The sequence below is a fragment of the Chlorobium phaeovibrioides genome (assembly GCF_003968655.1).
Classification (GTDB): domain Bacteria; phylum Bacteroidota; class Chlorobiia; order Chlorobiales; family Chlorobiaceae; genus Chlorobium; species Chlorobium phaeovibrioides.
The window spans coordinates 36,479-62,535 of sequence record NZ_RXYK01000002.1; the positions used below are offsets into that span (position 1 = coordinate 36,479).

General features: G+C 54.5%; 28 protein-coding genes. 11 read left to right on the plus strand and 17 right to left on the minus strand.

Translation table 11 applies throughout. The features are described 5' to 3' along the window. The first annotated feature begins 40 nt into the window (after positions 1 to 40). The 3 genes from purM (at position 41) to EKD02_RS01815 (ending at position 2,824) form a co-directional block, all read left to right on the plus strand. Positions 41 to 1,030, plus strand: a complete 990-nt coding sequence (gene purM / locus EKD02_RS01805) for a phosphoribosylformylglycinamidine cyclo-ligase (protein ID WP_011890934.1) — start codon at positions 41 to 43, stop codon at positions 1,028 to 1,030. Between the two features lie 66 nt (positions 1,031 to 1,096). Further along, complete coding sequence (plsY, locus tag EKD02_RS01810; protein ID WP_011890933.1) at positions 1,097 to 1,804, plus strand: glycerol-3-phosphate 1-O-acyltransferase PlsY; 708 nt, start codon at positions 1,097 to 1,099, stop codon at positions 1,802 to 1,804. A gap of 18 nt (positions 1,805 to 1,822) precedes the next feature. Then, positions 1,823 to 2,824: an NAD(P)H-dependent glycerol-3-phosphate dehydrogenase gene (locus tag EKD02_RS01815; protein ID WP_126341627.1), complete on the plus strand. Its 1,002-nt coding sequence runs from the start codon at positions 1,823 to 1,825 to the stop codon at positions 2,822 to 2,824. Positions 2,825 to 2,844: 20 nt separating this feature from the next. Here EKD02_RS01815 and EKD02_RS01820 read toward each other — a convergent pair whose 3' ends face one another. The 3 genes from EKD02_RS01820 to EKD02_RS01830 are packed head-to-tail and all read right to left on the minus strand — an operon-like array spanning position 2,845 to position 5,812. Further along, positions 2,845 to 3,345 (minus strand): SixA phosphatase family protein, encoded by a 501-nt coding sequence (locus tag EKD02_RS01820; RefSeq protein WP_126383553.1) that lies wholly within the window; start codon positions 3,343 to 3,345, stop codon positions 2,845 to 2,847. Beyond that, a complete protein-coding gene (locus EKD02_RS01825) occupies positions 3,342 to 4,490 on the minus strand; it encodes a glycoside hydrolase family 3 N-terminal domain-containing protein (protein ID WP_126341625.1) in 1,149 nt (382 codons plus the stop codon). The genes EKD02_RS01820 and EKD02_RS01825 overlap by 4 nt, the downstream gene beginning before the upstream one ends. Further along, the gene (locus EKD02_RS01830) at positions 4,487 to 5,812 is read right to left on the minus strand and encodes an AAA family ATPase (protein ID WP_126341624.1); all 1,326 of its coding nucleotides are present in this window, start codon (positions 5,810 to 5,812) and stop codon (positions 4,487 to 4,489) included. Before EKD02_RS01830 ends, EKD02_RS01825 begins: the two co-directional genes overlap by 4 nt. Before the next feature lie 123 nt (positions 5,813 to 5,935). On the opposite strand from EKD02_RS01830, the gene kdsA reads away from it, so the two are divergent. Both kdsA and EKD02_RS01840 read left to right on the plus strand, forming a co-directional pair. Further along, positions 5,936 to 6,766, plus strand: coding sequence for a 3-deoxy-8-phosphooctulonate synthase (gene kdsA / locus EKD02_RS01835; RefSeq protein WP_225739519.1), 831 nt, complete (start codon positions 5,936 to 5,938; stop codon positions 6,764 to 6,766). Between the two features lie 35 nt (positions 6,767 to 6,801). After that, positions 6,802 to 7,353, plus strand: a complete 552-nt coding sequence (locus EKD02_RS01840; RefSeq protein WP_126341622.1) for a KdsC family phosphatase — start codon at positions 6,802 to 6,804, stop codon at positions 7,351 to 7,353. Between the two features lie 36 nt (positions 7,354 to 7,389). Here the strand turns inward: EKD02_RS01840 and EKD02_RS01845 are convergent, their stop codons facing one another. The 4 genes from EKD02_RS01845 to ruvX form a co-directional block, all read right to left on the minus strand. Further along, positions 7,390 to 8,235, minus strand: a complete 846-nt coding sequence (locus EKD02_RS01845; RefSeq protein WP_126341621.1) for an NAD(+)/NADH kinase — start codon at positions 8,233 to 8,235, stop codon at positions 7,390 to 7,392. After that, positions 8,232 to 9,101 (minus strand): prephenate dehydrogenase, encoded by an 870-nt coding sequence (locus EKD02_RS01850; RefSeq protein WP_126341620.1) that lies wholly within the window; start codon positions 9,099 to 9,101, stop codon positions 8,232 to 8,234. The genes EKD02_RS01845 and EKD02_RS01850 overlap by 4 nt, the downstream gene beginning before the upstream one ends. Further along, positions 9,098 to 9,688 (minus strand): orotate phosphoribosyltransferase, encoded by a 591-nt coding sequence (pyrE, locus tag EKD02_RS01855; protein WP_011890924.1) that lies wholly within the window; start codon positions 9,686 to 9,688, stop codon positions 9,098 to 9,100. Before pyrE ends, EKD02_RS01850 begins: the two co-directional genes overlap by 4 nt. Positions 9,689 to 9,788: 100 nt before the next feature. Next, positions 9,789 to 10,217 (minus strand): Holliday junction resolvase RuvX, encoded by a 429-nt coding sequence (ruvX, locus tag EKD02_RS01860; RefSeq protein ID WP_011890923.1) that lies wholly within the window; start codon positions 10,215 to 10,217, stop codon positions 9,789 to 9,791. 154 nt (positions 10,218 to 10,371) lie between these two features. On the opposite strand from ruvX, the gene EKD02_RS01865 reads away from it, so the two are divergent. Next, positions 10,372 to 11,805, plus strand: a complete 1,434-nt coding sequence (locus tag EKD02_RS01865; RefSeq protein WP_041470237.1) for an NAD(P)/FAD-dependent oxidoreductase — start codon at positions 10,372 to 10,374, stop codon at positions 11,803 to 11,805. Positions 11,806 to 12,014: 209 nt separating this feature from the next. Here EKD02_RS01865 and EKD02_RS01870 read toward each other — a convergent pair whose 3' ends face one another. The 4 genes from EKD02_RS01870 to EKD02_RS01885 all read right to left on the minus strand — a co-directional run bounded on the left by EKD02_RS01870 (position 12,015) and on the right by EKD02_RS01885 (position 16,995). After that, positions 12,015 to 12,569, minus strand: a complete 555-nt coding sequence (locus tag EKD02_RS01870) for a TorD/DmsD family molecular chaperone (RefSeq protein WP_126383555.1) — start codon at positions 12,567 to 12,569, stop codon at positions 12,015 to 12,017. A gap of 82 nt (positions 12,570 to 12,651) precedes the next feature. Continuing rightward, positions 12,652 to 13,566, minus strand: a complete 915-nt coding sequence (gene nrfD / locus EKD02_RS01875) for an NrfD/PsrC family molybdoenzyme membrane anchor subunit (protein ID WP_011890920.1) — start codon at positions 13,564 to 13,566, stop codon at positions 12,652 to 12,654. Between the two features lie 18 nt (positions 13,567 to 13,584). Continuing rightward, the gene (locus tag EKD02_RS01880) at positions 13,585 to 14,184 is read right to left on the minus strand and encodes a 4Fe-4S dicluster domain-containing protein (protein ID WP_011890919.1); all 600 of its coding nucleotides are present in this window, start codon (positions 14,182 to 14,184) and stop codon (positions 13,585 to 13,587) included. Positions 14,185 to 14,202: 18 nt separating this feature from the next. Next, positions 14,203 to 16,995 carry a molybdopterin-dependent oxidoreductase gene (locus EKD02_RS01885; RefSeq protein ID WP_126341617.1) on the minus strand — a complete coding sequence of 931 codons (2,793 nt, stop codon included), beginning with the start codon at positions 16,993 to 16,995 and terminating at the stop codon, positions 14,203 to 14,205. Positions 16,996 to 17,292: 297 nt separating this feature from the next. Here EKD02_RS01885 and EKD02_RS01890 point away from each other — a divergent pair, with 297 nt between their 5' ends. The 3 genes from EKD02_RS01890 to EKD02_RS01900 are packed head-to-tail and all read left to right on the plus strand — an operon-like array spanning position 17,293 to position 18,251. Further along, positions 17,293 to 17,523 (plus strand): hypothetical protein, encoded by a 231-nt coding sequence (locus EKD02_RS01890; RefSeq protein ID WP_126383692.1) that lies wholly within the window; start codon positions 17,293 to 17,295, stop codon positions 17,521 to 17,523. 9 nt (positions 17,524 to 17,532) lie between these two features. Continuing rightward, positions 17,533 to 17,916 carry a fluoride efflux transporter CrcB gene (crcB, locus tag EKD02_RS01895; protein ID WP_011890916.1) on the plus strand — a complete coding sequence of 128 codons (384 nt, stop codon included), beginning with the start codon at positions 17,533 to 17,535 and terminating at the stop codon, positions 17,914 to 17,916. Then, positions 17,907 to 18,251, plus strand: coding sequence for a DUF190 domain-containing protein (locus tag EKD02_RS01900; RefSeq protein ID WP_011890915.1), 345 nt, complete (start codon positions 17,907 to 17,909; stop codon positions 18,249 to 18,251). Before crcB ends, EKD02_RS01900 begins: the two co-directional genes overlap by 10 nt. A 105-nt stretch (positions 18,252 to 18,356) precedes the next feature. Here EKD02_RS01900 and hemL read toward each other — a convergent pair whose 3' ends face one another. Both hemL and recO read right to left on the minus strand, forming a co-directional pair. Continuing rightward, positions 18,357 to 19,652, minus strand: coding sequence for a glutamate-1-semialdehyde 2,1-aminomutase (gene hemL / locus EKD02_RS01905; protein ID WP_011890914.1), 1,296 nt, complete (start codon positions 19,650 to 19,652; stop codon positions 18,357 to 18,359). A gap of 109 nt (positions 19,653 to 19,761) precedes the next feature. Beyond that, entirely contained in the window at positions 19,762 to 20,550 is a 789-nt protein-coding gene (recO, locus tag EKD02_RS01910) for a DNA repair protein RecO (protein WP_041469915.1), read from the minus strand. A gap of 126 nt (positions 20,551 to 20,676) precedes the next feature. On the opposite strand from recO, the gene EKD02_RS01915 reads away from it, so the two are divergent. Next, positions 20,677 to 20,934 (plus strand): FmdB family zinc ribbon protein, encoded by a 258-nt coding sequence (locus tag EKD02_RS01915; protein WP_011890912.1) that lies wholly within the window; start codon positions 20,677 to 20,679, stop codon positions 20,932 to 20,934. A 56-nt stretch (positions 20,935 to 20,990) separates the two neighbouring features. On the opposite strand, the gene EKD02_RS01920 is transcribed toward EKD02_RS01915, so the two are convergent. Next, positions 20,991 to 21,959 carry a hypothetical protein gene (locus EKD02_RS01920; RefSeq protein ID WP_126383557.1) on the minus strand — a complete coding sequence of 323 codons (969 nt, stop codon included), beginning with the start codon at positions 21,957 to 21,959 and terminating at the stop codon, positions 20,991 to 20,993. A gap of 85 nt (positions 21,960 to 22,044) precedes the next feature. Between EKD02_RS01920 and EKD02_RS01925 the strand changes: the two genes are divergently transcribed. Then, positions 22,045 to 23,085, plus strand: a complete 1,041-nt coding sequence (locus EKD02_RS01925) for a UDP-N-acetylglucosamine 2-epimerase (RefSeq protein ID WP_185805677.1) — start codon at positions 22,045 to 22,047, stop codon at positions 23,083 to 23,085. On the opposite strand, the gene EKD02_RS01930 is transcribed toward EKD02_RS01925, so the two are convergent. From EKD02_RS01930 to prfB, 3 genes are all read right to left on the minus strand, one after another. Beyond that, a complete protein-coding gene (locus EKD02_RS01930; protein ID WP_244924382.1) occupies positions 23,082 to 23,948 on the minus strand; it encodes a M23 family metallopeptidase in 867 nt (288 codons plus the stop codon). The genes EKD02_RS01925 and EKD02_RS01930 overlap by 4 nt on opposite strands. Positions 23,949 to 23,968: 20 nt before the next feature. Continuing rightward, a complete protein-coding gene (locus tag EKD02_RS01935; RefSeq protein WP_126383559.1) occupies positions 23,969 to 24,769 on the minus strand; it encodes a metallophosphoesterase in 801 nt (266 codons plus the stop codon). A 9-nt stretch (positions 24,770 to 24,778) separates the two neighbouring features. Then, a protein-coding gene (prfB, locus tag EKD02_RS01940) for a peptide chain release factor 2 (protein WP_196792642.1) occupies positions 24,779 to 25,874 on the minus strand; the annotation gives its coding sequence in 2 pieces (ribosomal slippage) (positions 24,779 to 25,804 and positions 25,806 to 25,874; 1,095 coding nt in all). Positions 25,875 to 26,057 lie beyond the last annotated feature (183 nt).

Consider the following 26,057-nt stretch of genomic DNA (forward strand, 5'->3'; position numbering starts at 1 on the left):
AGAGCATAAATGATAAAAAACAGGATGGAGCCAGAGAGCTATGGATTATAAAAAAGCAGGAGTCGACATCGGGGCAGGCGAAGAGTTTGTCCGTCTCATCAAAGGGAAGGTCCGTCAGACCAATACGCCGGGAGTCATAACTGACATTGGTGCCTTCGGCGGCTTTTTTGAACCTGATTTCGCCAGTTACCAGCGCCCTGTGATGGTCAGCAGCATTGATGGCGTGGGGACAAAACTGAAAATCGCTGTGGAACTTGGCGCCTACGACACGGTCGGCTCATGCCTGGTGAACCACTGTGTCAACGATATTCTTGTCTGCGGAGCAAAACCGCTTTTTTTCCTTGACTACTATGCCTGCGGAAAGCTTGACCCTGAGGTTGCAGCTGCAGTTGTCAGCGGCATGGTAGATGCCTGCCGTGAAAACGGCTGTGCTCTGATTGGGGGTGAGACGGCTGAAATGCCGGGCGTGTATACTCTGGAGGATTTTGATCTTGCCGGCACAATTGTGGGTGTTGTTGACCATGCAAAAATTGTCAACGGCTCCCGAATACAGGCAGGCGATGTGATGATTGCGCTTCCTTCCACCGGCCTCCACACCAATGGCTACTCGCTTGCCAGAAAGGTGTTTGAGGGCAGAATGAACGAGACCTTCAGCGGCCTTCAGGGAACAGTCGGTCAGGAGCTCCTGAAAGTGCATCGTTCCTATCTCCGGGTGGTAGAGCCGTTTTTCGGTTCGCCGGATATTCACGGACTGTCGCACATTACCGGTGGCGGCCTCATGGGCAATACCATGCGCATTGTGCCCGATGGACTGAGGCTTGATGTGAACTGGGATGCGTGGCCGGAGCTTCCGATTTTTGATCTCATCCGCCGTGAGGGCTCTGTTCCGGAGGAGGATATGCGTCGCACATTCAATCTCGGTATCGGTCTTGTGCTGATTGTTGCCCCGGATGCATCGGACCGGGTGATGGAGGCTTTGAAATCTCAGGGAGAAAATGCCTATCTTATAGGTCAGGTCTCCAATGCCTGATGTTTTTTTGTTTTTTCTCATGGAGGTGAGCGGGGTTCACTCCATAAAACAAAATCAGAACAGGATATGCTGACATTACTTGCGATTCTTACCGTGAGCTACATCATCGGCTCCATTCCTACCAGCATCATGGCTGGAAAGATGATGAAGGGCATTGACATCAGAAACTTCGGTAGCGGAAATGCCGGCGGAACCAACGCGTTCCGGGTTCTGGGATGGAAAACCGGACTGACCGTCACCCTGATTGACATCGTCAAAGGTGTTGTTGCCGCTGTGTCGGTCGTCGCCTTTTTCCGTCACCACCCGATAGGGGCGTTCCCCGACATCAATGAGGTGGCGCTTCGTCTTCTTGCGGGCATGAGTGCCGTCATCGGCCATGTCTTTACCGTTTTTGCCGGGTTCAAAGGGGGCAAGGGGGTCAGTACCGCCGCAGGAATGCTTATAGGTATTGCTCCAGTGAGCATGCTGATGGTCATAGGCATTTTTCTCCTGACCGTCTGGTTCTCCCGTTATGTTTCTGTGGCTTCCATTTTTGCTGCTGTAGCATTCCCCCTCATCATCGCCATACGGAAGTATGTGTTTGAGCTTGGTGGAGGGCTTGACTATTACATCCGCCTGTTCGGCGAGTCATTCTCATTTCATGACAGCCTTGACTACCACCTGATAATTTTCGGCCTTCTGGTGGCTTTTGCCATTCTCTTTACCCATCGGGCCAATATCCGCCGCCTTATTTCCGGGACGGAAAACCGCGTGACATTCAGAAAGCATGCATAAGCGACTCGTTCTCAGCTGATGGATATTTCGGTACTCGGTGCTGGCAGCTGGGGAACCACACTTGCCATTCTTCTGGCTGAAAAGGGGTACCGGGTGAAACTGTGGGCCCATCGGCCGGCATTTGCGGAGCAGCTTCGGCGCGATCGTGAAAATACCAGTTACCTAAAGGGGTCAATTTTCCCCCCTTCACTGGAGGTTGAATCCGATCTTTCCCTTGCGCTTCAAGACACCTCCATGATAGTGACGGCAGTGCCTTCACAGGCGCTTCGCGAAACTGTACGACAGTTCAGCTCTCTTCGGCTTGAGGGGCGCACTGTGGTTAATGTGGCGAAAGGTATTGAGGTGGGGAGCGGCAAACGCATGTCGGAGGTTCTGGCTGACGAACTTCCCAATCTTCTTCCCTCTCAGGTTGCCGCCCTGTATGGGCCCAGCCATGCAGAAGAGGTTGCCCGCAACCAGCCTACTACAGTTGTGGCATCCTCCCCTTCCATTGAAACCGCTGAAGCGGTGCAGGAGGTTTTCCATACGGGGATGTTCCGGGTCTATGTCAACACCGATATTGTGGGCGTGGAAGTTGCCGGTTCGGTCAAGAACATCATCGCCATAGCGGCGGGTATTTCCGATGGCATCGGTTTCGGTGACAACGCCAAGGCGGCCATCATTACCCGTGGGATGGCGGAAATATCCCGCTTTGCGCTGAAGCTGGGTGGTGATCCCATGACTATTTCAGGACTTTCGGGCATTGGTGACCTGGTCGTAACCTGCCTGAGCCGGCACAGCCGGAACCGTTTTGTTGGTGAGGAGATCGGAAAGGGGCGCACGCTTGAGGACATTGTCTCCCATATGAACATGGTTGCTGAAGGAGTGCATACCTCCCGTGCGGTTTATGAGCTGAGCAGTTCGCTCGATGTGGACATGCCCATCACCCGCGCGGTTTACGAAATGCTGTTTGAGGGGAAGGCTGCAGAGGAGGCGATTCTTGATCTTATGACCAGGGAGCCAAAGCCCGAGCGCGACTGAATGTTCCAGGGGGGCGCCCTTCAGTGGTCGTGATTCTTTTCAGGATGTTCATGCCACAGGGTTTCTCCCTTCTCTTTTCCTGCCTCCTTCCATTCCGCAACATCCAGGTCAATGCGCACCACGCTGCATGGTGAAAGATGGTGCGGCGCATTCCTTCCCATGCGGTTGGCAAATTCGCTCATGGCGGGGTTGTGGCCGAACAGCATCAGGCTCTCTGCGCTGTCGGGGACGCTTTGTGCCAGTTCCAGCAGTTCATCAGCACCTCCATGGTATATCCCCATCTCCATATGGATTGTTTCCTTCCCGATTCCGAAGGCTTCTGCAAACGCTTCAGCGGTGCTGAGCGCTCTTTTGGCAGGGCTGCTGATGAGAATGTCGGGTTTCGGCCCTTTTTTTGCTGCAATGGCTGCCGCAATGAGAGGCGCGTCATTCATCCCTTTCTCGTTCAGTGTCCGTTCAAAGTCGGAGCAGTTACTGTTCCAGTCTGATTTTGCATGCCGTGCGAGGTAAAGGGTTTTCATTGGTTTCTTACTTTTTGAGAGGTGGGGAGGAGCTGCTTTTTGAGTGTTGTGACGCGAATGAACGATGCGTCAATCTGCTGTTGGGATATGGTTCCTTTCTTGACCAGAGACCGTATGATTTTTGCAGCTTTCCCTGCAATATGAGGCTCATATTTTGAAGTGTTGTTGGCAAAGACGAGGATGTCCACTCCCGCATTGATGGCCAGCGCAATGGCCTCTTCAAGGCCGTAGTGGTCAGCAATGGCCTTCATCTGCATGTCGTCACTGAGAACCACTCCGCGGAACCCCAGTTCGTTTCGGAGCAATCCTGTCACGGTCGGTTTTGAGAGTGTGGCGGGATATCGGGGGTCAAGCGTGGCGTTGAAAACATGAGCTGTCATGATGGCGCCACTGAACCCATCTGCGATGAGGCGCCGGTAGGGAAGCAGCTCGTCCGGCGACCACGAGGCGGATACATCGGTAAAGTCAAGATGTGAGTCGGTCGTTGAGCTCCCGTGACCGGGAAAATGCTTGAGGGTGCCGAGAACGCCCTCTTTTTCAAATGCATCAAGCGTCAGTGCGGCATTTCGGGTCACCCGGTCCGCTTCAGCCGAAAAACTTCTGCCGAGCAGGCCGATGACCGGATTCCGGGGGTTGGTATTGAGATCAACCACCGGCGCGAGATTCATGGTGATATGGAGGCTTCGGAGGGTGCGGGCGGTTCTCCGGGCAGCGGTGGTGGTGGTGTCGGGATTGTTGACGCTCCCCAGATACTCCGCCGTTACCGATGGGGGGAAGCCTGCTGACTCTTTGAGGCGCGAGACTTTTCCTCCTTCCTGATCAATGGCAATGAGAAGAGGGGTCTGTGAGAGCGCCTGCAGATCGCGGGTAAGATGAGCGAGCTGTTCGGGGCTGACGATGTTGCGGGGGCGTGAACGGGACGGAACATCATAGTCAAAGAGTACGACTCCTCCTATGTGGTTCTCCCTGATGGCGCGCTGGATATCGGGTGAACTCGCAGCTGTCGTTCCCCGGAATCCTACCATGAGCATCTGCCCTATTTTAATGGAGAGGCTGTCAGCGGCATGGCTGCCGCCTGCTGCTGCTATGGAGGGCGGCAGCAGCAAGGCTCCTAAAAGGAGTACAGTAAGCTTCAGCTGCATCATGTGCTTTTGCCACCCGTAAAGGTAAGTGCTCCCTCTTGGAGATCAATGGCCACGCTTTCCCCCTCCCTGATTGTTCCTTCAAGTATCAGTTCTGAAATGCGGTTGGTGAGCTTCCGCTGCATGACTCTTTTCAGCGGCCGGGCGCCGAACGCAGGATCAAACCCCGCATCGGCAAGCCACTGGAGGGCATCCTCCGAAATGGTGAGGCTGATGTGCTGGCGAAGTGCCGTGTCGCGTATGAGATTGAACTGAATCAAGACGATTTTTTTCAGATCCTCTCTTGTGAGCGGTGAAAAGAGTATGATTTCATCTATCCGGTTCAAAAACTCGGGCCGGACCTGCTGCTTGAGCAGGGTGAAAAGTTTTTCCTGCAGCCCTTCAAGCACATCCTCGCGTTTCTGGCCGTCAATTTTCTCCATCTCCGACTGTATCAGCTGAGCGCCGATATTGCTGGTCATGATAATGATGGTGTTCTTGAAGTTCACTGTTCTTCCCTTGCTGTCTGTCAGTCGGCCCTCGTCAAGAATCTGGAGCAGAATGTTGAAGACATCGGGGTGCGCTTTTTCAATTTCGTCAAGCAGCAGCACGGAAAACGGTTTGCGCCGGACCGCTTCGGTCAGCTGTCCCCCTTCCTCATAGCCGACATAACCTGGAGGGGCACCCACAAGACGGCTGACCGTGTGCGACTCCATATACTCACTCATGTCAATGCGTATCATCGCCTCATCGTCGTCAAAGAGGTAGTCTGCAAGGGTTCTTGCGAGCTCTGTTTTTCCTACACCGGTGGGACCGAGGAAGATAAAGGAGCCAATGGGTCGTTTCATGTCGCCCATTCCCGCTCTTGAGCGTTTTACCGCGTCGCTGACCGCTGTGACGGCTTCGTTCTGCCCTATGACTCTGGCGTGCAGTTCCTCCTCTATGTGCAACAGTTTCTGGCGTTCCGACTGCAGCATTCTGCTCACAGGAATGCCTGTCCATTTTGCCACAATTTCAGCAATGTCCTCCGCATCTATCTCCTCTTTCATGATCAATTCGCCCGCCGCCTGCCGGCTCTCCATCTGGCGGCTGTTCTCCTCTATGGCTTTTTCTATCTCTCCGGTTTTTCCATAACGGATTTCAGCAACCTTGCCGTAGTTGCCCTGCCGTTCATATTCCTCTGCTTCAACCCGCAGGTTTTCAAGCTGCGATTTCAGATCGCGCGACTGCCGGAGCAGTTCTTTTTCTGCATCCCATTTTGCCTTGATGAGTGTCTGCTCTCCGACGAGGTCGGCCAGCTGTTTCTCTATCTCTTTGAGTCGCTCTTTTGTGTCAGTGCTGCTCATGGTTCATGCTGGTTTGATTGACGGGTGTGATTAAACGGATAATGTTGTAAATTTAACGATTACCTTCTCAACATTGCAATGTTCGGGGTATTCTCTGTTTCTCAATATCAACACTCCTCTGCCGTGCAAAAGTTCTCGATTGGCCCTATTGAATTCTCTTCAACCAAAAGCCCCCTTCTGATTGCTGGCCCCTGCCTTATTGAGAGTCGGGAGATGGCTATTGAAGTTGCTGAAGAGCTGCGGCGCATAACAGCCGCAACGGGCGTTCAGTTTATTTTCAAAGGTTCATACCGCAAGGCCAACCGGACATCAGGCAGCTCCTTTACCGGAATTGGTGACGAGAAGGCTCTTGAGGTGCTTGCCGATATAGGCAGGACATACGGTATGCCGGTGCTTACTGATGTGCATGAAACCAAAGATGTTGCATTGGCTTCGCGGTATGTTGATGTGCTGCAGATACCTGCATTCCTTTCCCGCCAGACCGAGCTTCTTGTGGCTGCCGGAGAGAGCGGACTTGCCGTCAACATCAAGAAAGGGCAGTTCATGGCGCCGCAGGACATGGCACGCGCTGCCGGCAAGGTTTCAGCAACCGGTAACCGGCGCATCATGCTGACTGAACGCGGCACAAGTTTTGGTTACAACAACCTTGTTGTTGATTTCAGGGGGCTTGTGAAAATGGCCGAGTCAGGCTGGCCTGTCATTTACGACGCAACACACAGCTTGCAGCTGCCGGGTGCCGGAGATGGGGTTTCGGGCGGAGAGCGCGGGTATGTTCTGCCGCTGGCACGGGCAGCGGTTGCCACCGGCGTCAATGGACTGTTTTTTGAGGTGCATCCCGACCCGGAGAGGGCTATGTCGGATGCTGCCACCCAGATTCCTCTCGGCGATTTTGCTCCTCTTGTCAGTCAGTTGCTCGCTCTTTATGGCTGCGTGCAGTCACTTCCTTCATCCTAAACCCCACCACATTGTCAGGTTTCCAATACTTCGGTATGCAGCCCTCCCAGGCCGACCCGTCTTCACGGGTCAGCCAGGCGCTTAAGGCGGTCCGTGCCCTGTTTTTTCCCATTGACGGAGTGCTGAATGGCAGTCGCATTACCGTTGAGGGCAACGGTCTTGAACTCTGCTCCATTTCCATACGGGACGCTCTGGGCATAAAGGAGGCTGTTGGTCAGGGGATTCGGGTTGCGGTCTACTCCCCCAGAAGTTCTGAGGGGTATCGTACCCTTCTGGGTGAACTGGGTGTGAGGGATTTCTATTTTTCTGCCGACGACTTTTTCTCGGCCTATGAGTCGTTTCGTGATCGATACGCCCTATCTGACGAAGCGTGTGCCTGCATTGGCGACGACATCGGTGACATTCCTGTTCTTGAAAAGGTCGGGTTTCCCGTGACAGCCATCAATGGGGCCGACTATCTCCGCAACCGTGTGGGATATATTTCTGCCTATGAGGGAGGCGACGGATGCATTAGGGAGATTGTTGAGATGATTCTGTCCGAGCAGGGGAAATGGCCCTTTTGTGAAGCCTCTTCTGCTGAAGGGTAAGGGTTCCGCTGCCGACCTCGGGGTGCAGTGTTGTTTTCAGGCTTCCCTGCCCCAGAGCAGTTTCGTCCGGAGCACTTCGCAGTAGTCGCGGCTGCTGTTGGCCACCAGATTGATGGACTGGTTTGACTTTTTTATCGTCACCACCTCCTGTGGGGCAAGCATTTTACGCAGATGGCCGTCACAGTTGAGCGGAAAAGCGCCGTCGGGTGCGTCAACAGATACCTCAATACTCTTTTCGTCGCTGATGACTATCGGGCGGACGGTCAGCATGTGCGGACAGATGGGGGTGATGACCACCACGCTCGATTTCGGGGCAATGATGGGGCCGCCTGCCGACATTGAATAGGCGGTGGATCCGGTTGAGGTTGCAATGATGATGCCGTCAGCCCTGTATGAACTGAGCAGTTCGCCGTCAAGCTTTATGATGAATGCGGGAATGCGCGGGTAGGTTCCCTTTTCAATCACGACATCGTTGAGGGCCCGGAAATGCTCCGGGCTGCCATTGGTGAGAAGACCTGCTTCAAGCTGTGATCGGGTGTGGATGGAATAGTCGCCATTGAGGAACCGTTCCACGGCAGGCAGCATCTCTTCTGGCGAGAACTCCGCAAGGAATCCGAGCCGGCCGACATTGACCCCGATGACAGGTTTTGTGACGGAGTGCTGTGAAGTGAAAAGGAGGGTGCCGTCACCACCGAGCGAAATGAATGCATCACATTGAGTATTGAGCTCTTCAATCGGCGCACTACGATGGCTCCCGGTTTTTTCAGCCGAAAGCGATTCAAACACATAGTCAACCTTCCTTTCGTCCAGCCACCGGGCAAGCCTGCGGGCAAGATCAATTGCGCTCTGGCGCGACACATTGACAACAATTCCAAGGCTCATTTGCGGTTCATCTCCTTCAGCAGGGTATGCTGCCGGTTGGCTTCATTGAATCGTCCTTCAAGTTTTTTCCGGTCATTCCGGCGGACTTCATCCGCAAGTTCCTTCAGCTCAAGAGAAAACCGTTCAAGTTCATCGGCAATGTTCCCGCTGTTGGTCGAGATGATGTCGCGCCATATGCTCCAGGGGCTCGCGGCAAGCCTCGCCATGGAGAGAAATCCGGGTCCTGAAGACTCCAGCGCACCGGCGCACCGGGTCATCAGTGCCGTTGATACCAGTTGGGGAAGGTGGCTGATGCAGGCTGTAACGCGGTCATGCTCCTCGGCGTCCATCAGGCTGATGCGGCATCCTGCCGCCTCAAGCATTTCCCGGAGAAGCGTCCCTCTGAAAGAGTTGAGATCATCCGGCTCCCCGCAGAGAATCACCCGGCTGCCCCGAATCAACTCTTCACTGCTTTCCCGATAGCCCTGCTGCTCTTTTCCTGCCATCGGGTGCATGCCGATAAAGGGGATTGAGAGCTCTTTTGCCCGACGGCAGATCATGGTTTTCGTGCTGGACACATCCGCCACCAGAGTGGACTTCGGAGCGAGCTCTTTGAGTTCATCCAGGAGTGCAATGTTGGTTTCAACTGGAGCGGCAAGCACCACCAGGTCGGCGCTGAAGAGCTCGTTTCTGTTGTCGGTGAAACGGTCAAGCCCAAGGCACAGGACTGCTTCGCGGTCGCTTTCGCTGAACGAAGGATCGTAGCCGCTCATGACGGGAGAGTTTTTCCCTGCCGGAACACTGGCTTTCAGTGCCCTGAGGAGCGACATCCCTATCAGTCCGAGGCCGATGAAAGAGACTGTCCTGATGGGCTGGCGGCTGCTCATGCAGAGGGGGAGGGGCTGGCGGCCCTGCTTCCGGGGGCCTCAATGGGCACGCCGTTACGGCAGAGCGGGCAGGATTCGGCCGGCCAGCTGTGTACCTCAAGCGAGATGACGGAGAATTGAGAGTCGGCAAGCCTGACAGTGCCGTTGCTTCGGTCGACCACGCAGCCGACGCCAGCAACCTCTGCTCCTGCGGCTTCTACCAGGGCCATCACCTCTGCGACCGATCCTCCCGTGGTGATGACATCTTCCACCACCAGTACCCGCTCGTTCTTTTCAAGGCTGAAGCCGCGGCGGATGGTCATTCTGCCGTCCTTGCGCTCTGCAAAAATTGTTTTGACACCGAGCTGGCGTCCTACTTCGGTGCCGACCACAATCCCTCCGATGGCAGGCGAAATGACTGTGTCCACGCCGCTTTCCCTGAAATGGTCGGCAATGGCGCTGCAGATAGTGCCGAGATGTTCCGGGTGCTGCAGCACTTTTGCACACTGAAAGTAGGAGTCGCTGTGGCGGCCGGAGGTGAGCTTGAAATGGCCATCAAGAAGGGCCTGGGTCTCTTTGAATATGCTGAGCATTGCAGAAGTTTCCATTACTATTGCGGGACGGGGTGAAGTGGTGGTGGTTTATGGAAGGTTTTCATCTGTAAGATAAACAAGCCATGCAGGAAAAGCTACACGAAAAACAGCGCACTTACAGGCTTCCGGAGCTTTCTTCAAGGTAACGGGTGAGCAGCACGCAGGCGGCTGCCGTGTCGAGCCGCCCCTTTTTCTGGCGATCTTTTCTGCTCCCTCCCGCTGCAGCAAGAATGTGCACGGCCTCACGGGAGGAGTGGTACTCATCAACCCGTTCAATTGCGACATCGGGAAACGCCTCCCCGAGCTCTGTAATAAAGCGGTCAATGACGCCGGTCATTGCGTTTGTTTCGCCTCCGGAGCTGAGCGGGTAACCAACAACGAGTGTTGCAATACCGTCCTGGCGTTCAATCTCCTCCAGCGCCCCCTGTAGCCCTTCGCGGCTGAATGTGCCCACAGGACGGGCAAATATGCGGAGTGGATCGGCCACGGCCAGTCCTATGCGTTTGGTTCCGTAATCAATGCCAACCAGCCGTTTCTTTTGCATTCCTTATCTCTGTTGTTGTTCCTCAGGGCTTCTTCGCCCGTTGCCATCTCATCTGTTCGCTTCTGTCTTTTTTTAACAGTATTTTATGGTGTTGCTCTCCGAAAGGACTTTCCTCAAGCTGCCTCGCACTAAGTATAAACGGGAGAAGATCACCATGGCAAAGGTTGTCATTATCGGCGCCGGCTTTGCAGGCCATACTGCCGCAATGTACTTGGGGGACTCCCTGGGTAAAGAGCATGAAATAACGGTTGTCCACAAGTTTGATTATTTCGGATTTGTGCCCTCATGGGTATGGCTCGGTATTGATGCGGTCAAGCCCCGGAACACCGTATTCAAGTTAAAGCCGATTTATGACAAATTCAATGTGAACTTCATTCAGGGAGTGGCTGTTTCGGTCCATCCCGATAACAACCATGTGGTTCTTGAATCTGCCGGCTCTCCCTCTCAGGTTATACTGGAGTATGACTATCTGATTATTGCAACCGGCGCCCACATGAATTATGATGCGACACCCGGTCTCGGACCCCATAAGTTCACCCGGTCTATCTGCCATTTCGATACCGCCATCCAGACTCGTGATGCCTACCTTGAGGCCGTGGAGCGCATGAGACGGGGCGAGCGGCGCAAGCTGGTTATCGGTACAGGTCACCCCATGGCCGCCTGCCAGGGAGCGGCATTCGAGTACATCACCAACATCCATCACGACCTCACACAAAGAGGATTGCGCGACAGGGCGGATCTTGTATACCTCTCCAATGAACCCGAAATAGGCGACTTCGGCGTTGGCGGCATCAATGTTGTGCGCCAGGACGGCAGAATTGCCCGTGGGGGCGACCTCATCGAGGATGCCATGGACGAGTTCGGTATTGAAAAAGCAGTCCGCCGCGGCGTACACTCGGTAGATGAACGCAGTATCCACTGGGAGGATTTTGAGGGCAATTATGGCCAGACCGATTACGATTTTGCCATGCTCATTCCCCAGTCGAAAGGGGTCACCTTTCCCTTTTTCGACGGTGAGGGGAACGACATCACCTCAAAGGTATGCAACCCGGCAGGTTTCATCTATGCCGATGGCATTTACGGCCTTGAGTACGACGAACTCCGCCACACACCCCAGGCCTGGCCTGCGCAATACAACCACCCGATCTATAAAAATATTTTCTCCGCCGGCATCGCTTTTGCCCCTCCCGGGCCGATCTCCCGCCCCCACATCACAAAAAACGGGACAGCCATTATCGCCGGCGCCCCAAGAACCGGCATGATTTCCGGTGTCACCGGCAGGGTGGTCGCCTTCAATGTGATTGACCTGATACGGACAGGCCGCATGACCCACCGCGAACGCATGACCGAAATGCTGACCGTCTGCATAGCCTCCAACGGTAAATCCCTCTGGAACGGCTCCGCCATTGTCATGATCATCTACCCCGTCGTTCCCGACCACACCCACTACGACAACAGCGAAGGTCGTGACATGTTCGTCACCAGAGTAGAGAGGGGAATCAGCGGCGCCTGGCTCAAGCAGATGGTGGAAACCACCTTCATGCACAAATTCCAGGGCCGCATCGGCTGGCAGTACATCCCCGAATAACCAAACCACAGGAGACGCCATGAGGCCCACAACATTCCAAAAGTTCCTGATGCGCTGCCGGCTCTATCAGCTCTGGCGCTTCATCATCCTCAACATCAAAATCCTCAAAGCCGTCCATCACGAAAAAACCGCGTAAAAGTTGGGGACACTCATGACAGAGTGTACTAATTAGTACACTCTGTCATGAGTGTCCCCAACTTTTAGTTTGGTCAGTCGGTGCAGGAGATTGTCTTGAGGGCGGCGGCGAGGATACGGTAGGGCTCCATTCTGGCGGATTTTGCCATATCGGCAGCGAGGCGCGGCATCCAGCGGCAGAGGTGTTCTTTCATGAATGTTTCTCTGGCGGTACGGGCATCTTTGGCGAGTGAGCCTTCCATGGATTCGGCTGAGGCGAGGAAGGCGAGGAATTCGAATTCGGTGGCAATGTGGTCAATAAGACCTGGCGCGACGGTCATTTCCCACTCACTGTAAGCTGCCTGAACGCCAATGGATGATTCTCCGAGCATGCGTTTTTCGAGGTATACCGATTCGTAGGGTACGCAGGGTGTGGTCGGGTAGCCGTTGAGGAAGAGCTGGGTATATTCACCCTGAAGCTGCTCTGTCTCTTCCTGCTCAAATGCGCCGATCAACGCCATGAATATTTCGGGGGTATCAGTCAGCTCTGTTGCGCATTTACGGAGTTCGGGCATGAAGGCTTCGTTCGGGTATGCGAATGCCCTGCTGAAAAACCTGAAGTGAAGTGCCCGTTGTTGGGGATCGTTCATTGTATCCTATGAGTTAAAAGCCCGTCCGGCTCTTTTGCTGGACGGGCTTTTGGGTGTCTGTTGCCGGTTCGGGGCTTGATGCCTACCAGGGGAACTGGTAGAGACCCGCCTTGAGAACATAGTACCGGAGGAGGAATCCGCCTACCAGTACGAAAATACTTGCTGCCATGAGCAGGCTTCTGGATTTCTTCGTATGGTCCGCAAAAAAGATTCCGTGGGTTTCAATGGCAAGGGGGACGATGAGGCCAAGTATGAAGAAGCCGATGATGAATACCGGGCTGTGGAAAAGAACTTGTGCTGATTCTCTGGCTCCGGTGGGGAGGAAAAGGGCGAAGTTGAAGTAGGCTCCGAGGATGATCAGTTCGGTTACAATCAGGATTGCGTCCAGCTCCTCAAGCTTTGCGGCGATTTTCCACGACTCTTCGTTGTTTGAGAAGGTTGAGAGAAGGAGAAGAAACGCGGCCCCTGTCGAGAATCCGGAGATGACGAAGAGCAGCGGCAGGGCAGGTGTGTTCCAGAAGCTGATGGCTGGTGCTGCAGAAATGAGCAGGCCGGTATAGATGGCAACAAGGAATCCGGCGGCTGATCCAACGAGAGCGGCAAGGTTGTTGAAGCGCTCAAGCAGGCTGAGTATGCCGGTAGGGATTTTCTTGATGATGGGCAGCAGCTTCGGCCATACCTCAAGAAGGGGTATGACATAGGCAATGGCCGCAATAAAATAGAAGTTGATGAAAATAACACCCCAGAATATCCATGAGCTCGGGTTTGTGAGCGCATAAATCGCCTTCAGCGGCTGGAGCATGTCGGCAAGGAGGAAGATGGTCCCGAGAACAAGGAACCCTATCGACGACATGACAGCTATTGAGAGCATTTTGCGGTCGCACCCTTCAAACAGGTGAATGAGGGCGCTGATTGCAAATGTTGCGCCGCCAAGTCCGCCCAAGAAAAGGTATGTGGCAATCTGCCAGTGCCACACTTCCTGATGAACAAATGTCATAATGGTCCTCCTCCTAAACTATGATGGGATGTAAAATACTTTCGGGGATGTTCCGAGCTGCGGGTTCAATGCCTGGGCTTTGCCGCTCGTTGCCAGTTTGTGTACTTCGCTTTCGGGATCGTCGAGGTCGCCGAAAATCCTTGTATGGGTCGGGCAGGTGCTGACGCATGCGGGTTCGCGCCCCTCTGAAACCCTGTGGTCGCAGAATGTGCATTTGTCAACATGCGGCTGATCGTGGCTGGTGAATTTGCCGTAAACCTCTTCTTCCTTTTTCACATCCTCACCGTCGTAGGCGTACCGTGCATCGTAGGGGCAGGCAATGCAGCAGGCGTAGCAGCCGATGCATCGGTCATAGTTGACCTTGACAATGCCGTCCTCAGTCATGTATGTGGCCCCGGTCGGGCAGGCTGTGAGGCATGGTGTGTTTTCACAGTGCATGCAGAGCCTCGGAAGCAGAACTCTTCGTACATCAGGGAAGATGCCTTCAGCCTTGTCTTCGACATGCGTGCGGAACTTTTCGTTCCAGAACGGGGTCTGGTTTTCCGCCGTGCACGCAGCCATACAGGCCTGGCATCCAACGCAGGTTCGCATGTCCATTACCATTCCATATCGCGCCATAGGTGCTTACTCCTCCATTTAACTGTTGACGGGCGTGACGCTTACCGTAAATTCCTGTGACATGAACGATGCTGCTATCGGCTCGAGGCTGTAAGGCATCAGCTCGTTCAGTGCCGTTCCTTTTCCTCCTGCGACCGAGAGCATCTTGTTGCGGCTTCCGTAGGACGAAGGGAGGAAGACCGTGTCCGGGCGTATCATCTCGGTGACGAAGAGCGTTGCCGTTACTTTCGGGCCGTAGCGGAGGTTGGTTACTTCCACCTCCTGACCCTCCCGGAGGCCGAGTGCAAGCGCCTTCGTGGCGTTCATCCAGAGGCCCGTGAATGCGCCCTCTTTGGGTTTTGTCACAGCGGCAAGCACCGCGTTGTTGTTGTTGGTCGATGCGTGCGACACCACAGGAACCTTGCCGTAGGTGAAGTAGAATTCGTCCGCCTTGAGGGCGGGTTCGGGAGAGGTGTCGCTGATTACCCTCGGCACATACCCAAGAATCGGGTCAAAGATGGGTTTGCGTCCGGCTTTTTCACCGAAGGATGATAGGATCGGGCTGAAGAGCTCGAGCCGTCCGGTGGATGTCGGTACGGGGATTTTGCCCGGCATGTTCATTTCGTCAACCACCGTATCGGCGTCTTTCAGCATGAGCAGCCCCTTGTCCATGATGGTCGCTTCCACCTCGGCGGCGCTCATGTGCTTGCCGGTCACATGCCCGGCAAAGTGTCCCATGGCTTCATAGGCGGTTTTCAGGAACGCCTCGTTCAGCGGTTTGCCGGCTTTTTTTGCGGCTGCGACTTCGCGCTTCAGCATTGCATGATCAAGACCCGCGTATTCGGCTACTCCGTGGATGTAAGAGTCGAGCTTGCCCATCCCCTCGGCGATGGCGCAGAGAATGTCGGCCGTGTCGCGTGTGTCGTAGATCGGGTCGATGGCCCTGATCCTGGTCGTGAAGCCGATGCCCGTATTGGGTCCGAGCGGGTAGAGCAGGGGTTCGTTGCGCTCAAGGTAGGTATGGTTCGGCAGAATAACATCCGCATAGAGCGTCGAGTCGGAGGGCAGCACATCGACGGCTACCACGAGATCGAGGTTCTTGTGCGAGAGGATCTCCTCCCACCGCTTTGCCGGGAAGTAGTGGCGGATCGGGTTGGCCGCGTTGAGGATGATGGCTTTGATGTTGTAAGGTCTTCCGTGGTACTTCAGTTCTCCCCTCACCGCCTCAAGCAGGCCGGTATCGGCCATTGCCGGGAGGAACGCGGACTGCTTGCCGGCTTTCGCCTGCTCTTCGGCCCATGCGAACGAGAATGCCGGCATGCCGTGCTTCCAGGCCTTGGGGTTGGCGAAGATGTCAAGCAGGCCGTATGCGAAGCCCATGCCGGGGCGTTCGACAGGCAGGAGGTCCTTGTCGCTCTTGCCCTGCTGCATGTTGTGCCAGGACTTCTCTGCCTTGTGGTGCAGTTCGCCGTTCATCATCCAGCCGCCGGGACGGTCAATGCCGCCGACGAGGGTCTGTATGATGGCCTGCAGACGCCGCTGGCCGATAAGGTGGTGATACCTGGCGCCCATCCAGCCGGGGTCGACCACGGCTGGTCGTGCCTGACCGAACTCGATGGCAATTCTTTTGATTGTTGCCGCAGGGATGTCGGTAATTTCGGCTGCCCATTCGGGGGTGTACTGTTCCGATTCCGCAATGAAACGGTCAAAAACGGTTGTGACCGCACGGCCTTCCCAGGTCAGGTTTTTCGGGGCGTTGAGGCCCGGCTGTATCCGTGCGCCTGATTTGGTGCGTTCGTTGGTGTTGGTGTACGCTGGTACAGCGCGGACCTCCTGGCTGATGAGGTCAAAAACATAATATGCTGAAGGGTTGCCGTCTTCGCCCTTGTCTGCAGCGAGTTGTACTGCGCCTTTTTCGTCCACAAAAGAAAGGAACGGGGCGTTGGTATGCTTTGAAACAAAGGGCCCGTCATAGAGCCTTTCGCGCAGCAGGGTGTGGAGCAATGCGAGGAAGAAGGCGTGGTCTGTGCCGGGTTTTACCGGAATCCATTCGTCAGCCTTTGATGCCAGTTCGCCCATGCGCGGGTCGAGGCATACCACTTTCGCTCCGTTTTTTTTCGCCTGACCGAACCGGACGGCACGGGCTGTGGAAATTGCCGCTACTGAGGCGTTGTTGAGGCTGAAAAGAATATAGCGGGCGTTTTCAAAGTCTACGAGAATTTCGTCGTGCACATTGAAGTTGCCGGTCACCAGATCAGTGCCGAGGTGTCCCGCCGTTACACAGTGCTGAAGGGGGGATGCTACAATATTTGGTATCTGAAGGGACTGGCAGAACGGGAGACTGAAATGCATGTATGAGACGCACGCCGTCCATCCTCCGACAAGGCTGATCTCCCAGGGGTTGACCTTCTTCATTTTGCCGATGATGTGGCTGTAAGCTTCATCCCATGTAGCAGCTCTGAAGTTCCATTCCCCGCGTTTGCTTCCCTCAACCCTTATGAGAGGCTGCTTGAGGCGGTCAGGGTCGTAGGTCTGGTAGAGGCCTGCCTGCCCGCGTGCGCATATCCGTCCGCGGTTGAGAGGGCTCTCTTTATTGCCTTCAATTTTGACGGCTCGCTTGACCCCGTCAATCTCCTTCGTGGCAACATGAATGTCACAGAACGAGGAGCAGAAATTGCAGATGCTTGGAACCCAGGTGACGGTGCCCGAAACGGCGCCACCGTTTTCAGGTGCTCCCGCCTGGCTGAGGCTCCATACGGGACGAAGCAGCGACATGCCCCCCAGAACACCGGCAACTTTCAGGAACTGGCGGCGTGAAATAGTTTTTTGCATAGAATTTTCTCTTCAGACAGATGAAAAAATAGCAGTGATTTCCTTGTGGAAAAGGAAGGGAGATGGGAAAACGGAGGATAGCCACTGCCGTTCTGCTGTTTTCGCCATGAAACGAAAAGACAGAAATATAACCCCGGGGGCCCGTTTCTCCAATTGTTAAATCCCGGATTCTCTCGACTTCCGCTCCATAGAGCACATGCATTGCGTGCTGCTCTCGTGTTTTCATAATGGAGTCAAATGTGTACATTTCATTCATGCAACAGATGTTTTTGCTCATCTTTCAAACGCTTTTTGCGCATGAATCCGATGTACTATTTTATTGGGGCGACGCTTTCCATCCTGCTCTCGATTTATGTGTTCATTTTTGGCACCGGGGGTAACCATGAGCTGGTCGGTATTTTTATTGGTCTCTGGGCCCCGACCATCATTGCTATAGGTATTTTCAACACTCTTCTTGGGATCCATGATGAGATGTGTTGTGCACACCGGCGCATTGAGGGTCGCCAGAAGGGTGATGATGAGCAGTAGGAGCGGCTTATGATGCAGTTCTCTTCTGTTCTGCTTGCAGGGGCCGGGGGTTTTCTTGGTACGGTTGCCCGTTACCTGGTGGCTTTGGCGTTCAGTCCCTCCATGCCGGGGTTTCCGTTTGCTACTTTTACGGTCAATATCCTTGGGAGTTTTCTGATTGGTTTTATCAGCGAGCTTGCCGTTTCCTCCACGATAATCTCTCCCCAGGCGCGTCTTTTTCTCGTGACAGGTTTCTGTGGGGGGTTTACTACATTTTCGTCGTATATGTATGAAGGCGCGTCGCTTGTCAGGGACGGCCAGTTGCTCTATACAGGGGTCTACCTTGCAGGGAGCGTCATTGGCGGGTTTGCTGCGCTCTACTCGGGCACTCTTGCTGCAAAACCATGGACATGATGGAACTTGAGACCAGGGAGTTGCTGAGGGTTTTTGTGGGCGAGCATGCCCGTTTCGGCCATCGCCCTCTTTATGAGGAGATTGTCCGGGAAGCTCGCCTGCAGGGAATGGCCGGTGCCACTGCCCTGAAAGGGGTGCTCTCGTTCGGCCACGATCTTGCTATTCACACCTCAAAGCTGATGGAGCTTGCGCAGGATCTTCCCATGGTTGTGGAGCTTGTGGACGATTTGGAGAAAATAGACCGATTCATTCCTGTGCTTGAGCAGATGGTGCATGATTCCGCTTCAAGAGTAATGATTACCCGCGAGGTGGTTCGTTCCGGGATTATTGAGTAGACCGGTTCCGGCAGATAGCCCTGTTGAGTTCAATGGGGAACGAAAAAAGGAGGCTCTTCAGCCTCCTTTTTCTCTTTCACTCTCCAGCGTTATTTTCGGGGGGAGTTACTTTGCTGCTGCCTGGAGGGCGATGTAGTTTGCCTTGACCGTTTTCTCCAGATCGGCATTGCTATGCACCGCGCTGGTGAACATTGCCTCAAACTGTGATGGGGCGAGATAGATTCCCTGATCAAGCATTGAGGTGAAGTACCTGCCGAACATTTCCGTGTCGCAGGTGATGGCGCTGTCGTAGCTTTCCACCGGTGTTTCGGTAAAGAAGAGGCAGGCCATGGAGCCGACGCGGTTCTGCACAAAGTTCAGTCCGAGTTTCTGCATGTTGTCCCTGAAGCCGGCTTCAAGGAATGCAGCTTTGCGCTCAAGTTCCGGATAGGGGTTCTCGTCTTTCAGGATTTTCAGTGTTTCAATACCGGCTGTCAGTGCCAGCGGATTGCCTGAGAGTGTTCCGGCCTGATAGACGCCACCGAGCGGAGCTACATTCTCCATAAGGCTCCGTTTGCCCCCGAATGCACCGACCGGCAGTCCGCCACCGATGATCTTGCCCATGGTGGTGAGGTCCGGGGTAATGCCATAGAGCTCCTGTGCGCCGCCAAGGGCCACGCGGAATCCACACATCACCTCGTCAAAAATCAGTACAATCCCTTCGCGGTCGCAAAGGTCGCGCAGTGCCTGCAGGAACTCTTTTTTCGCAGGGATGACGCCGGTGTTGCCGGCAACCGGCTCAATGATGATGGCGGCAATGTTCCCTTTGTTTTCAGCTACCAGCAGCTCAACGGACGCAATGTCGTTGTATTTGGCATTCAGCGTGTCCTCGGCGGTTCCTTTGGTGACACCGGGGCTGTCGGGGGCTCCAAGGGTCAGGGCTCCTGAGCCGGCTTTGATGAGGAAGCTGTCCCCATGGCCGTGATAGCAGCCTTCGAATTTGATGATTTTGTCGCGGCCGGTGCAGCCCCTTGCCAGGCGAACGGCCGACATGGTGGCCTCGGTGCCGCTGTTGACCATGCGGACCATTTCTATGGAGGGAACAATCTCCACAAGCAGTTCAGCTATTTCAATTTCCATTTCAATCGGTGTGCCAAAGCTGGTGCCGATTGTTGTGAGGGTGCGCTCAAGCGCTGCGGTGATGCGGGGGTGCATGCTGCCGAGGATGAACGGGCCCCACGAGCCGACATAGTCGAGGTAGGTGTTGCCGTCAACATCGGTCATGTAGGCGCCCTGGCCCTTTGCCATGAAGATTGGATTGCCTCCAACGGATTTGAATGCCCGTACCGGCGAGTTGACTCCTCCGGGGATAAATTTCTTGGCTTTCTCAAAGAGTTCAGCTGATCTGGTGAGTTTCGGCATGTCGGTCAATGCGGTTTTGAAGTGAAACAAGGCGATGCTGGAAAAATGCAGATGTGAGCATAAGATAGAAAGACTCAGGGAGATTATGAAATCCCGAATCGGGTGGGCACTATTTCATCAGAATCTGGTTTACAATGGAGCGGTTACGCCCGGTTGCGCTTTGCTCAAGGTGCAGTGATGAGTAGTCCTGAAGCAGCGCCAAAAGAAATTCCGTGTCGGCTGGCTGCGCATGTGACTCAACCAGAACAGCTGGACGAATGGTGCTGAGAGACAGGAGCAGGGATGCAGTTTCAGCCGTGAGGCTTCGTGCATTGTTTCCCCCTTCCTGCAGGTTGTTGCCGGGAAGGGCAAGGCCGCCGGGATTCATGATGAAGCGCAGGCCTCTGGAAGGGCATTCCTGAAGCGCTTCACGAAGATTCCGTCCGGTGAAAACGCAGCTGCGCAGTTCCGGTTCAAAGCCGAGGATGGAGATGAACCGAAGAAGAAACCATGCGTAGAGCAGGGGGAAATTGCCCCGTTCGCGGCAGATTTCGCGAAGTGCCGTTTCAAGGAGGGTGAACAGCTGAAGGTTTTTTTCATCACGCTCTGTGGTTCGGTTCACCAGATCAATCATGCGGTACAGTGCGCCGAACCTTTCCATGTCGGCCTCGGGAAACATGGGAGACGCGAGCAGGGAGGCATCGCTGAGCAGCTGCACTTCCCTTTCTGCTTTTCTGTACATGACGCAGTCAAGCAGGTTGCCGGCGGTAAAGATTCCGGAAAGACGGTTTTTCGGATTGCGCCCCCCTTTGAGAATAACGGTCAGTTTTCCGAATTCACGGGTGAAGAGGGTACAGAGCTTTGACTGGTCGCGATATTTGATTTCCCTGAGAACGACCGCCCGTGTTTTGACAATCAACAGAGTCTCTTTTTTATTTTTTGAAATATGGCTATATAACAATACAGCCCCTGCGCTGATGGCGCTCGGCGGCTAAAAACAGAACACTGAAAAAGAATTACAGAACAATCAAGGAGGACGATCGATATGCCAACCTATCAGTACCGTTGCACCGATTGCGGGAATGAACTGGAAGTGGTCCAGAAAATGATGGACAATGCTCTGACGAAGTGTCCGAAATGCGGCAAAGAGACTCTTGAGAGGGTCATCAGTGCAGAGGGCGGTTTTGTGCTGAAGGGTTCGGGCTTTTATGGCACCGACTATAACTCTTCAGGCTCAAAATCTTCTTCCCCTCCGGCCGCTCCGGGAGGCTGTTCTACCGGCACATGTCCTTTTGCCAAGTAGCGCTTTTCCCGCCGTCATTCAATCCGGAAAACCTTCCCCCTTATGAGGGAAGGTTTTTATTTATCCCTGTCAAACAGTCCTTCAAATACAGGTGCGTCCTTTTTTTCAGGCGGTGCCCAGGGGTTTTCGGCTGCCCTCCATGCAAATTTCGGCAGGTTGATGCTTTCTTCCCCTCTGAAGCTTGCCGGATACTCTGTCCCCTCAGCATTTCCTGTCACCTTCATTGTATGCATTCTGCCCTCGCGGAATATCATTCGTATTCTGTCGCCGCTTGAATAGTTGATGCCCGTTGGCTTACTGTTTTCGTCATAGAGATGGAAAAGGCTTTCGGCCTGTCCGGTAACAGTGAGGCCTTCAATGCGCGAGTTTTCGCCAATCAGCGCCACGATTTTTTTCCCGCTCATCTGGTCGTATCCAACGGGCGATTGAATGAGGGTGTCGGGGGATGTATAGAAGGCGTTTCCGTGCAGCTGCATTTCGTCAATGGTTCGCTTTTCCCCTTTCTTTTCAGACTTCCTGAAATGAAGGAGGATGATTTCTCCGCTGACCTGATCTTTGCCCTTCCAGCCGACAGCATCGTCATAAAACCAGAGCTGGCTCTCGTCATTGTTGAACATGCCTTTTTTCGAGCGGACGGCAAGGGAGTTGTCCTTCATCCGGCCACGCACATTTCCGCTCAGCTCAAGCACTTCACGGTCGGTGTAGAAGACCCCATCATCCCCGAACACCTCCATGCTCCCGTCGCTGATGCTGACATCGCCGTTCATGATGATCCGGTTCTGGCCATCATAATCAGTTGTGCGCCGACAGGTCATCGTCAGCTCCCCTTTCAGCATTTCTACATTGCCTATTGCTGCTCTATAGGGGCCGACTGCGTCTTCGCCGCCTTCTATCATGTCGGCATGGCGGAGAATGATTTTACTGTTTTCCGCATGGAGTGTGTTTTGGCCCCCCGGAGGAGTCAGCGCCAGCTGCAGCAGGGTCAGCCCTGCTGCAAGAAGTATGGGTGAAAAGAGTCGTTTCATCAGGCTTTGGAAGTTGATGTCCTCAAAAAAATACCCTACACTGTCAAGGTGGTGTTTTATTAATGTAACCAAAGGTTTCCACGCTGTGAAAAAAATTGTCCTTGCTGCCGGAGGCCCCCAGGGGGTGATGCTTCTTGCTCCGTTTTTCTCCGCACTCAGCAGTGCGGGGAAGTTTCTTCCTCTTGCCATTCTCGGCGAACCGCTTCATCCTGAAATTGCAGAGTGTTTCGGTCTTTCAGATCCCCTTCTCTGCAGCCCCGGCAACAGGCCGTTAAGTCTTTCGGAGAGCATCGCTTCCATGGAAAAGCGGCTGCTTGGAGCGGAGCCTGATCTGGTTGTCGTTTTCGGCAGTGATACTTCGGCCCTTGCGGCCGCTCTGGTCGCTGCGCAGCTCGGGCTTCCTGTTGCAGCAGCTGACGCCGGACTCCGGAGCGGTGAGCCACAGGAGCAGGCTGAGATGAACCGCAGGCTCATTGACACCATTGCCGACATGCACTTTGTGAGTGAGCACAGCGGCCTGTACAATCTTGTCAGCGAGGGGCTTGACGAGGAGCGACTCCTCTTTGCAGGCAATCTGGCAATTGATTCGCTGGCTGCTCTGATGGAGCGGAGCGGGGCCCTGTCAGTTGCCGGACGATACGGCAGCGAGCCGAAAAAGTATGCCCTGCTTCTGCCTGGCAGCCAGCCGGATCCGGCTTTGGACCCCATTATTTCTCAACTTGCCTCCGTTCTTTCTGTCATTGTTCTTCAGCCTGAAGATGGCGGCTGGAAGCTGGAGCCGCCTGATGGGGTACAGCTTATTGAGCGCCCTGAGCCCTCCGCTCTCCTTGCTCTGCTTCGCGATTCTGCAATGCTCCTGACCGCTTCAGGAGAGTTTCAGGCCGAGGCTACGGTCATGAATGTGCCATGCCTCACCCTGCGCGAGAGGAGCGAGCGGCCGTCAACTCTTGAAATCGGTACCAATACGCTTGTGGGTATGGATACTGAGGCTATTGTCCATCAGGCGCGCCACATCCAAAACGCGCCTGCAAATGAACGGAGCCGATCGAAAATCCCGGAAAAATGGGATGGTGCCGCAGCCGGGAGGATGGCAGAAATGCTGACCCATCTCATTGCGGACAACTAAGGGGCCCCCTCTGGAGAACTCGTTGTAACGAGGAACAAGGGGTCGACGCTTATGCCGTAGAGATAGGTGCCCCAGTGTAGATGAGGGGCGGTGGAAATTCCGGTGTGGCCGACCCTGCCGATCTCTTCCCCTCGTTGAACCCGGTCTCCCTCCCGGACAGTGATGGAACTCATATGCAGGTATACAGAGGTCAGTGCGTGGCCATGGTTCAGGATGACGGTGTTGCCGTGCACCACGAACCCGTCTTCAACCGTCCCTGCAAGGATGACGGTTCCGGAGGCCGGAGCCAGAACCGGTGTGCCCGATGGCGCTCCAAAGTCAACTCCTTTGTGGTAGCTTGCTGCCGGGCCTCCGTTGTATGAGCGTTTTCGTCCGAAAATGCTGCTGATCTCCCCCTTGCAGGGAAGGATGAGGGGGCCTGAATTGAGCTTTTCTGCTGTGATGGTCTGGAGCGCAGACCGTACCTTTGTTTTTTCAGTCTCTGTTGCATGCAGGCCGGCTTTGGAGCCTCTGAGGGTGATGTTCTGGATGGGCAGGTTGTTTGTTCTGATGCGAACCTTTTGATGCCGCTCTCTCTTTCCGTCCCGAAGGAGAAACGCATAGCTGCCGGGAGTGGAGAGGTTTTCCACCGGCACCATGGCAGTCCATCCACCCTCGTTGTCAGGAAACATCTGCCATTTCCGTTCCATAAAAAAAAGTGTGGGTTCACTTTCAGCACCCTCTGCTTCAACAATGAAAAACTCTCCCTGTGTGCGCTCTGTTTTGCTCACCTTGAGTTTCAGTGTGCCGTCGCCGGCAAAGGCCGACATGCTCATAAGAGAGAGCAGGAGGGGCAGGGCGGCAAGGAGTGTGAGTCGTTTCATGGTAACGAGAGTGTTCATTTTCAGCTGAAAGAAAGATGATGGATTGTGGAGTCCAGAGGGCTTCGTATGATAAGAGAGCCTTCTCTGAGCTTTCCGGTACAGCCTACTGCGGCTGGCAGCACGGCGAAGTGGATTCCCTTTTCAAATGCATATCCGCCAGGATGGTAGTGGCCGCTGAGGCAGGCCGAGACGGCTCCGGATGACTGAAGAATCCCGCGCACTTCGGCATGGTTCCAGAGCATTCCGTGCCGTTTATCCGTTGTGGCGGGGTGGAGCGGGAAGTGGCAGAGCACTATGACCCGCTCGTTTTCCTTGCGCGCTTCAGTCAGTTCTTTCTTCAGCCATGCCTTCTGCACTGAGCCCAATGCTCCGCACCAGAGGGGATTTTCGGGGCGGGAGAGGTACTCTTCAAGCGCCGATGCGTCTTCGGGGGTGCCGGGCGGGCGAAGGGCGGAAACCTCCATGCCGTCCAGCGCCAGCCATCTGAACCCTCCTGCATGAAATCGGTAGAAGGGCGACTGAAGCCCGAAGACCTCCTGAAGCGTTTGCAGAGGAAGCTGCAGACAGTGGTTACCGATGAGATGGCGTATTTTGCCGTGGAACTTACTGATGATGGCTGTGGCCGCTGCAAGTTCTTCCGGGGCGCGCTGTTCATTTCCCGCTATCAGATCACCGAGCTGCACAAGAAAGCTGCAGCCGGCGCTGTTCATTGTTTCAACCGCGCGGTCGAGCTTTTCAGCGCTGGCGGCGGCGTTCCCGCCCTCCACACTGAGGTGACTGTCGGTGAGGATGCCGAAATGGAGAGCGTCGCCTTCAGCCATTTTTCTCCCTTAATCTCCGAACTCGGAGAGGTAGGCGTGCATGAAGTCATCAATGTCGCCGTCAAGGACGGTCTCAATGTCAAATCGTTCATGGTTGGTCCTGTGATCCTTGATTCTGCGGTCATCGAGCACATAGCTCCGGATCTGGCTTCCCCATTCAATTTTTTTCTTTTTCCCTTCAACCTCGCGCTTCTTTGCGTCCTCCTCCTCGCGCTGGCGCTGGTAAAGCTGTGCCATCAGCATTTTCATGGCCCGCTCCCTGTTCTGGAACTGTGACCGCTCCTGCTGGCAGCCGACCACGATTCCCGACGGGACATGCTTGATGCGCACGGCGGTTTCAACCTTGTTCACATTCTGTCCTCCTTTTCCTCCGCTGCGGAAGGTTGAGAGCTCAAGGTCCTCCTTTCGCACCTCTATTTCTACATCGGGAGGGGCTTCGGGGTAGGTATAGACACTGGCGAACGAAGTGTGGCGGCGGGCGTTTGAGTCAAAAGGAGAGACCCGCACCAGCCGGTGGACACCGTTTTCTGCTTTCAGGTAGCCATAGGCGTATGGTCCCTGTATTTCAAGCGTTGCCGTTTTGATTCCGGCGCCATCTCCTGCCTGATAGTCGTCGGTGTATATTTTGAACCCTTTGCGTTCAGCCCAGCGCATGTACATACGGTAGAGCATTTCAGCCCAGTCCTGTGCTTCCGTTCCTCCGGCTCCTGCGTGGATGGTGATGATGGCATTGCCTTCATCGTCCTTGCCGGAAAGCATGTTGCGGAACTCAATGGCGTCCATTTCCGCTTCAATGGCGGCAATTGATGCGTCAAGCTCTTCCGCGTAGCTTTCTTCACCAAGCTCATCGGCAAGAGTGAGCTCTTCACGGCAGGATGTGGCATCCGAAGCCATTTTCCGGTAGCCCTCCACCCAGCTCTTGTGGCTGTTCAGCTCTTTGAGAATGCGGTTTGCCTCTTTCTGGTCGTTCCAGAATTCCGGGTTGGAGGAAACCTTTTCAAGGTCCTCTATCTGTTCCTGTCTGTAATCGACTTCAAAGATACCCCCGTAACTGGTCCAGGCGACGGTCTATCTCCTGCAGTCGTTCTTTCTGTGGTTCAAACATTGCCTCTGTTGGTGTTCGTATTATTGTATGGAAGAAGTTTTTCTGTGCACTTGAAAAGAATGATTTTTTTGTGATAAAGCAAATGGTGTTCAAATTTGCGTTCACTTTATCTATTTTCCATTCTGTATGTCAATATGACAGGCTTCGCCGAACTACCCCCCGCTTGTTACGGGGTGGCGTGCC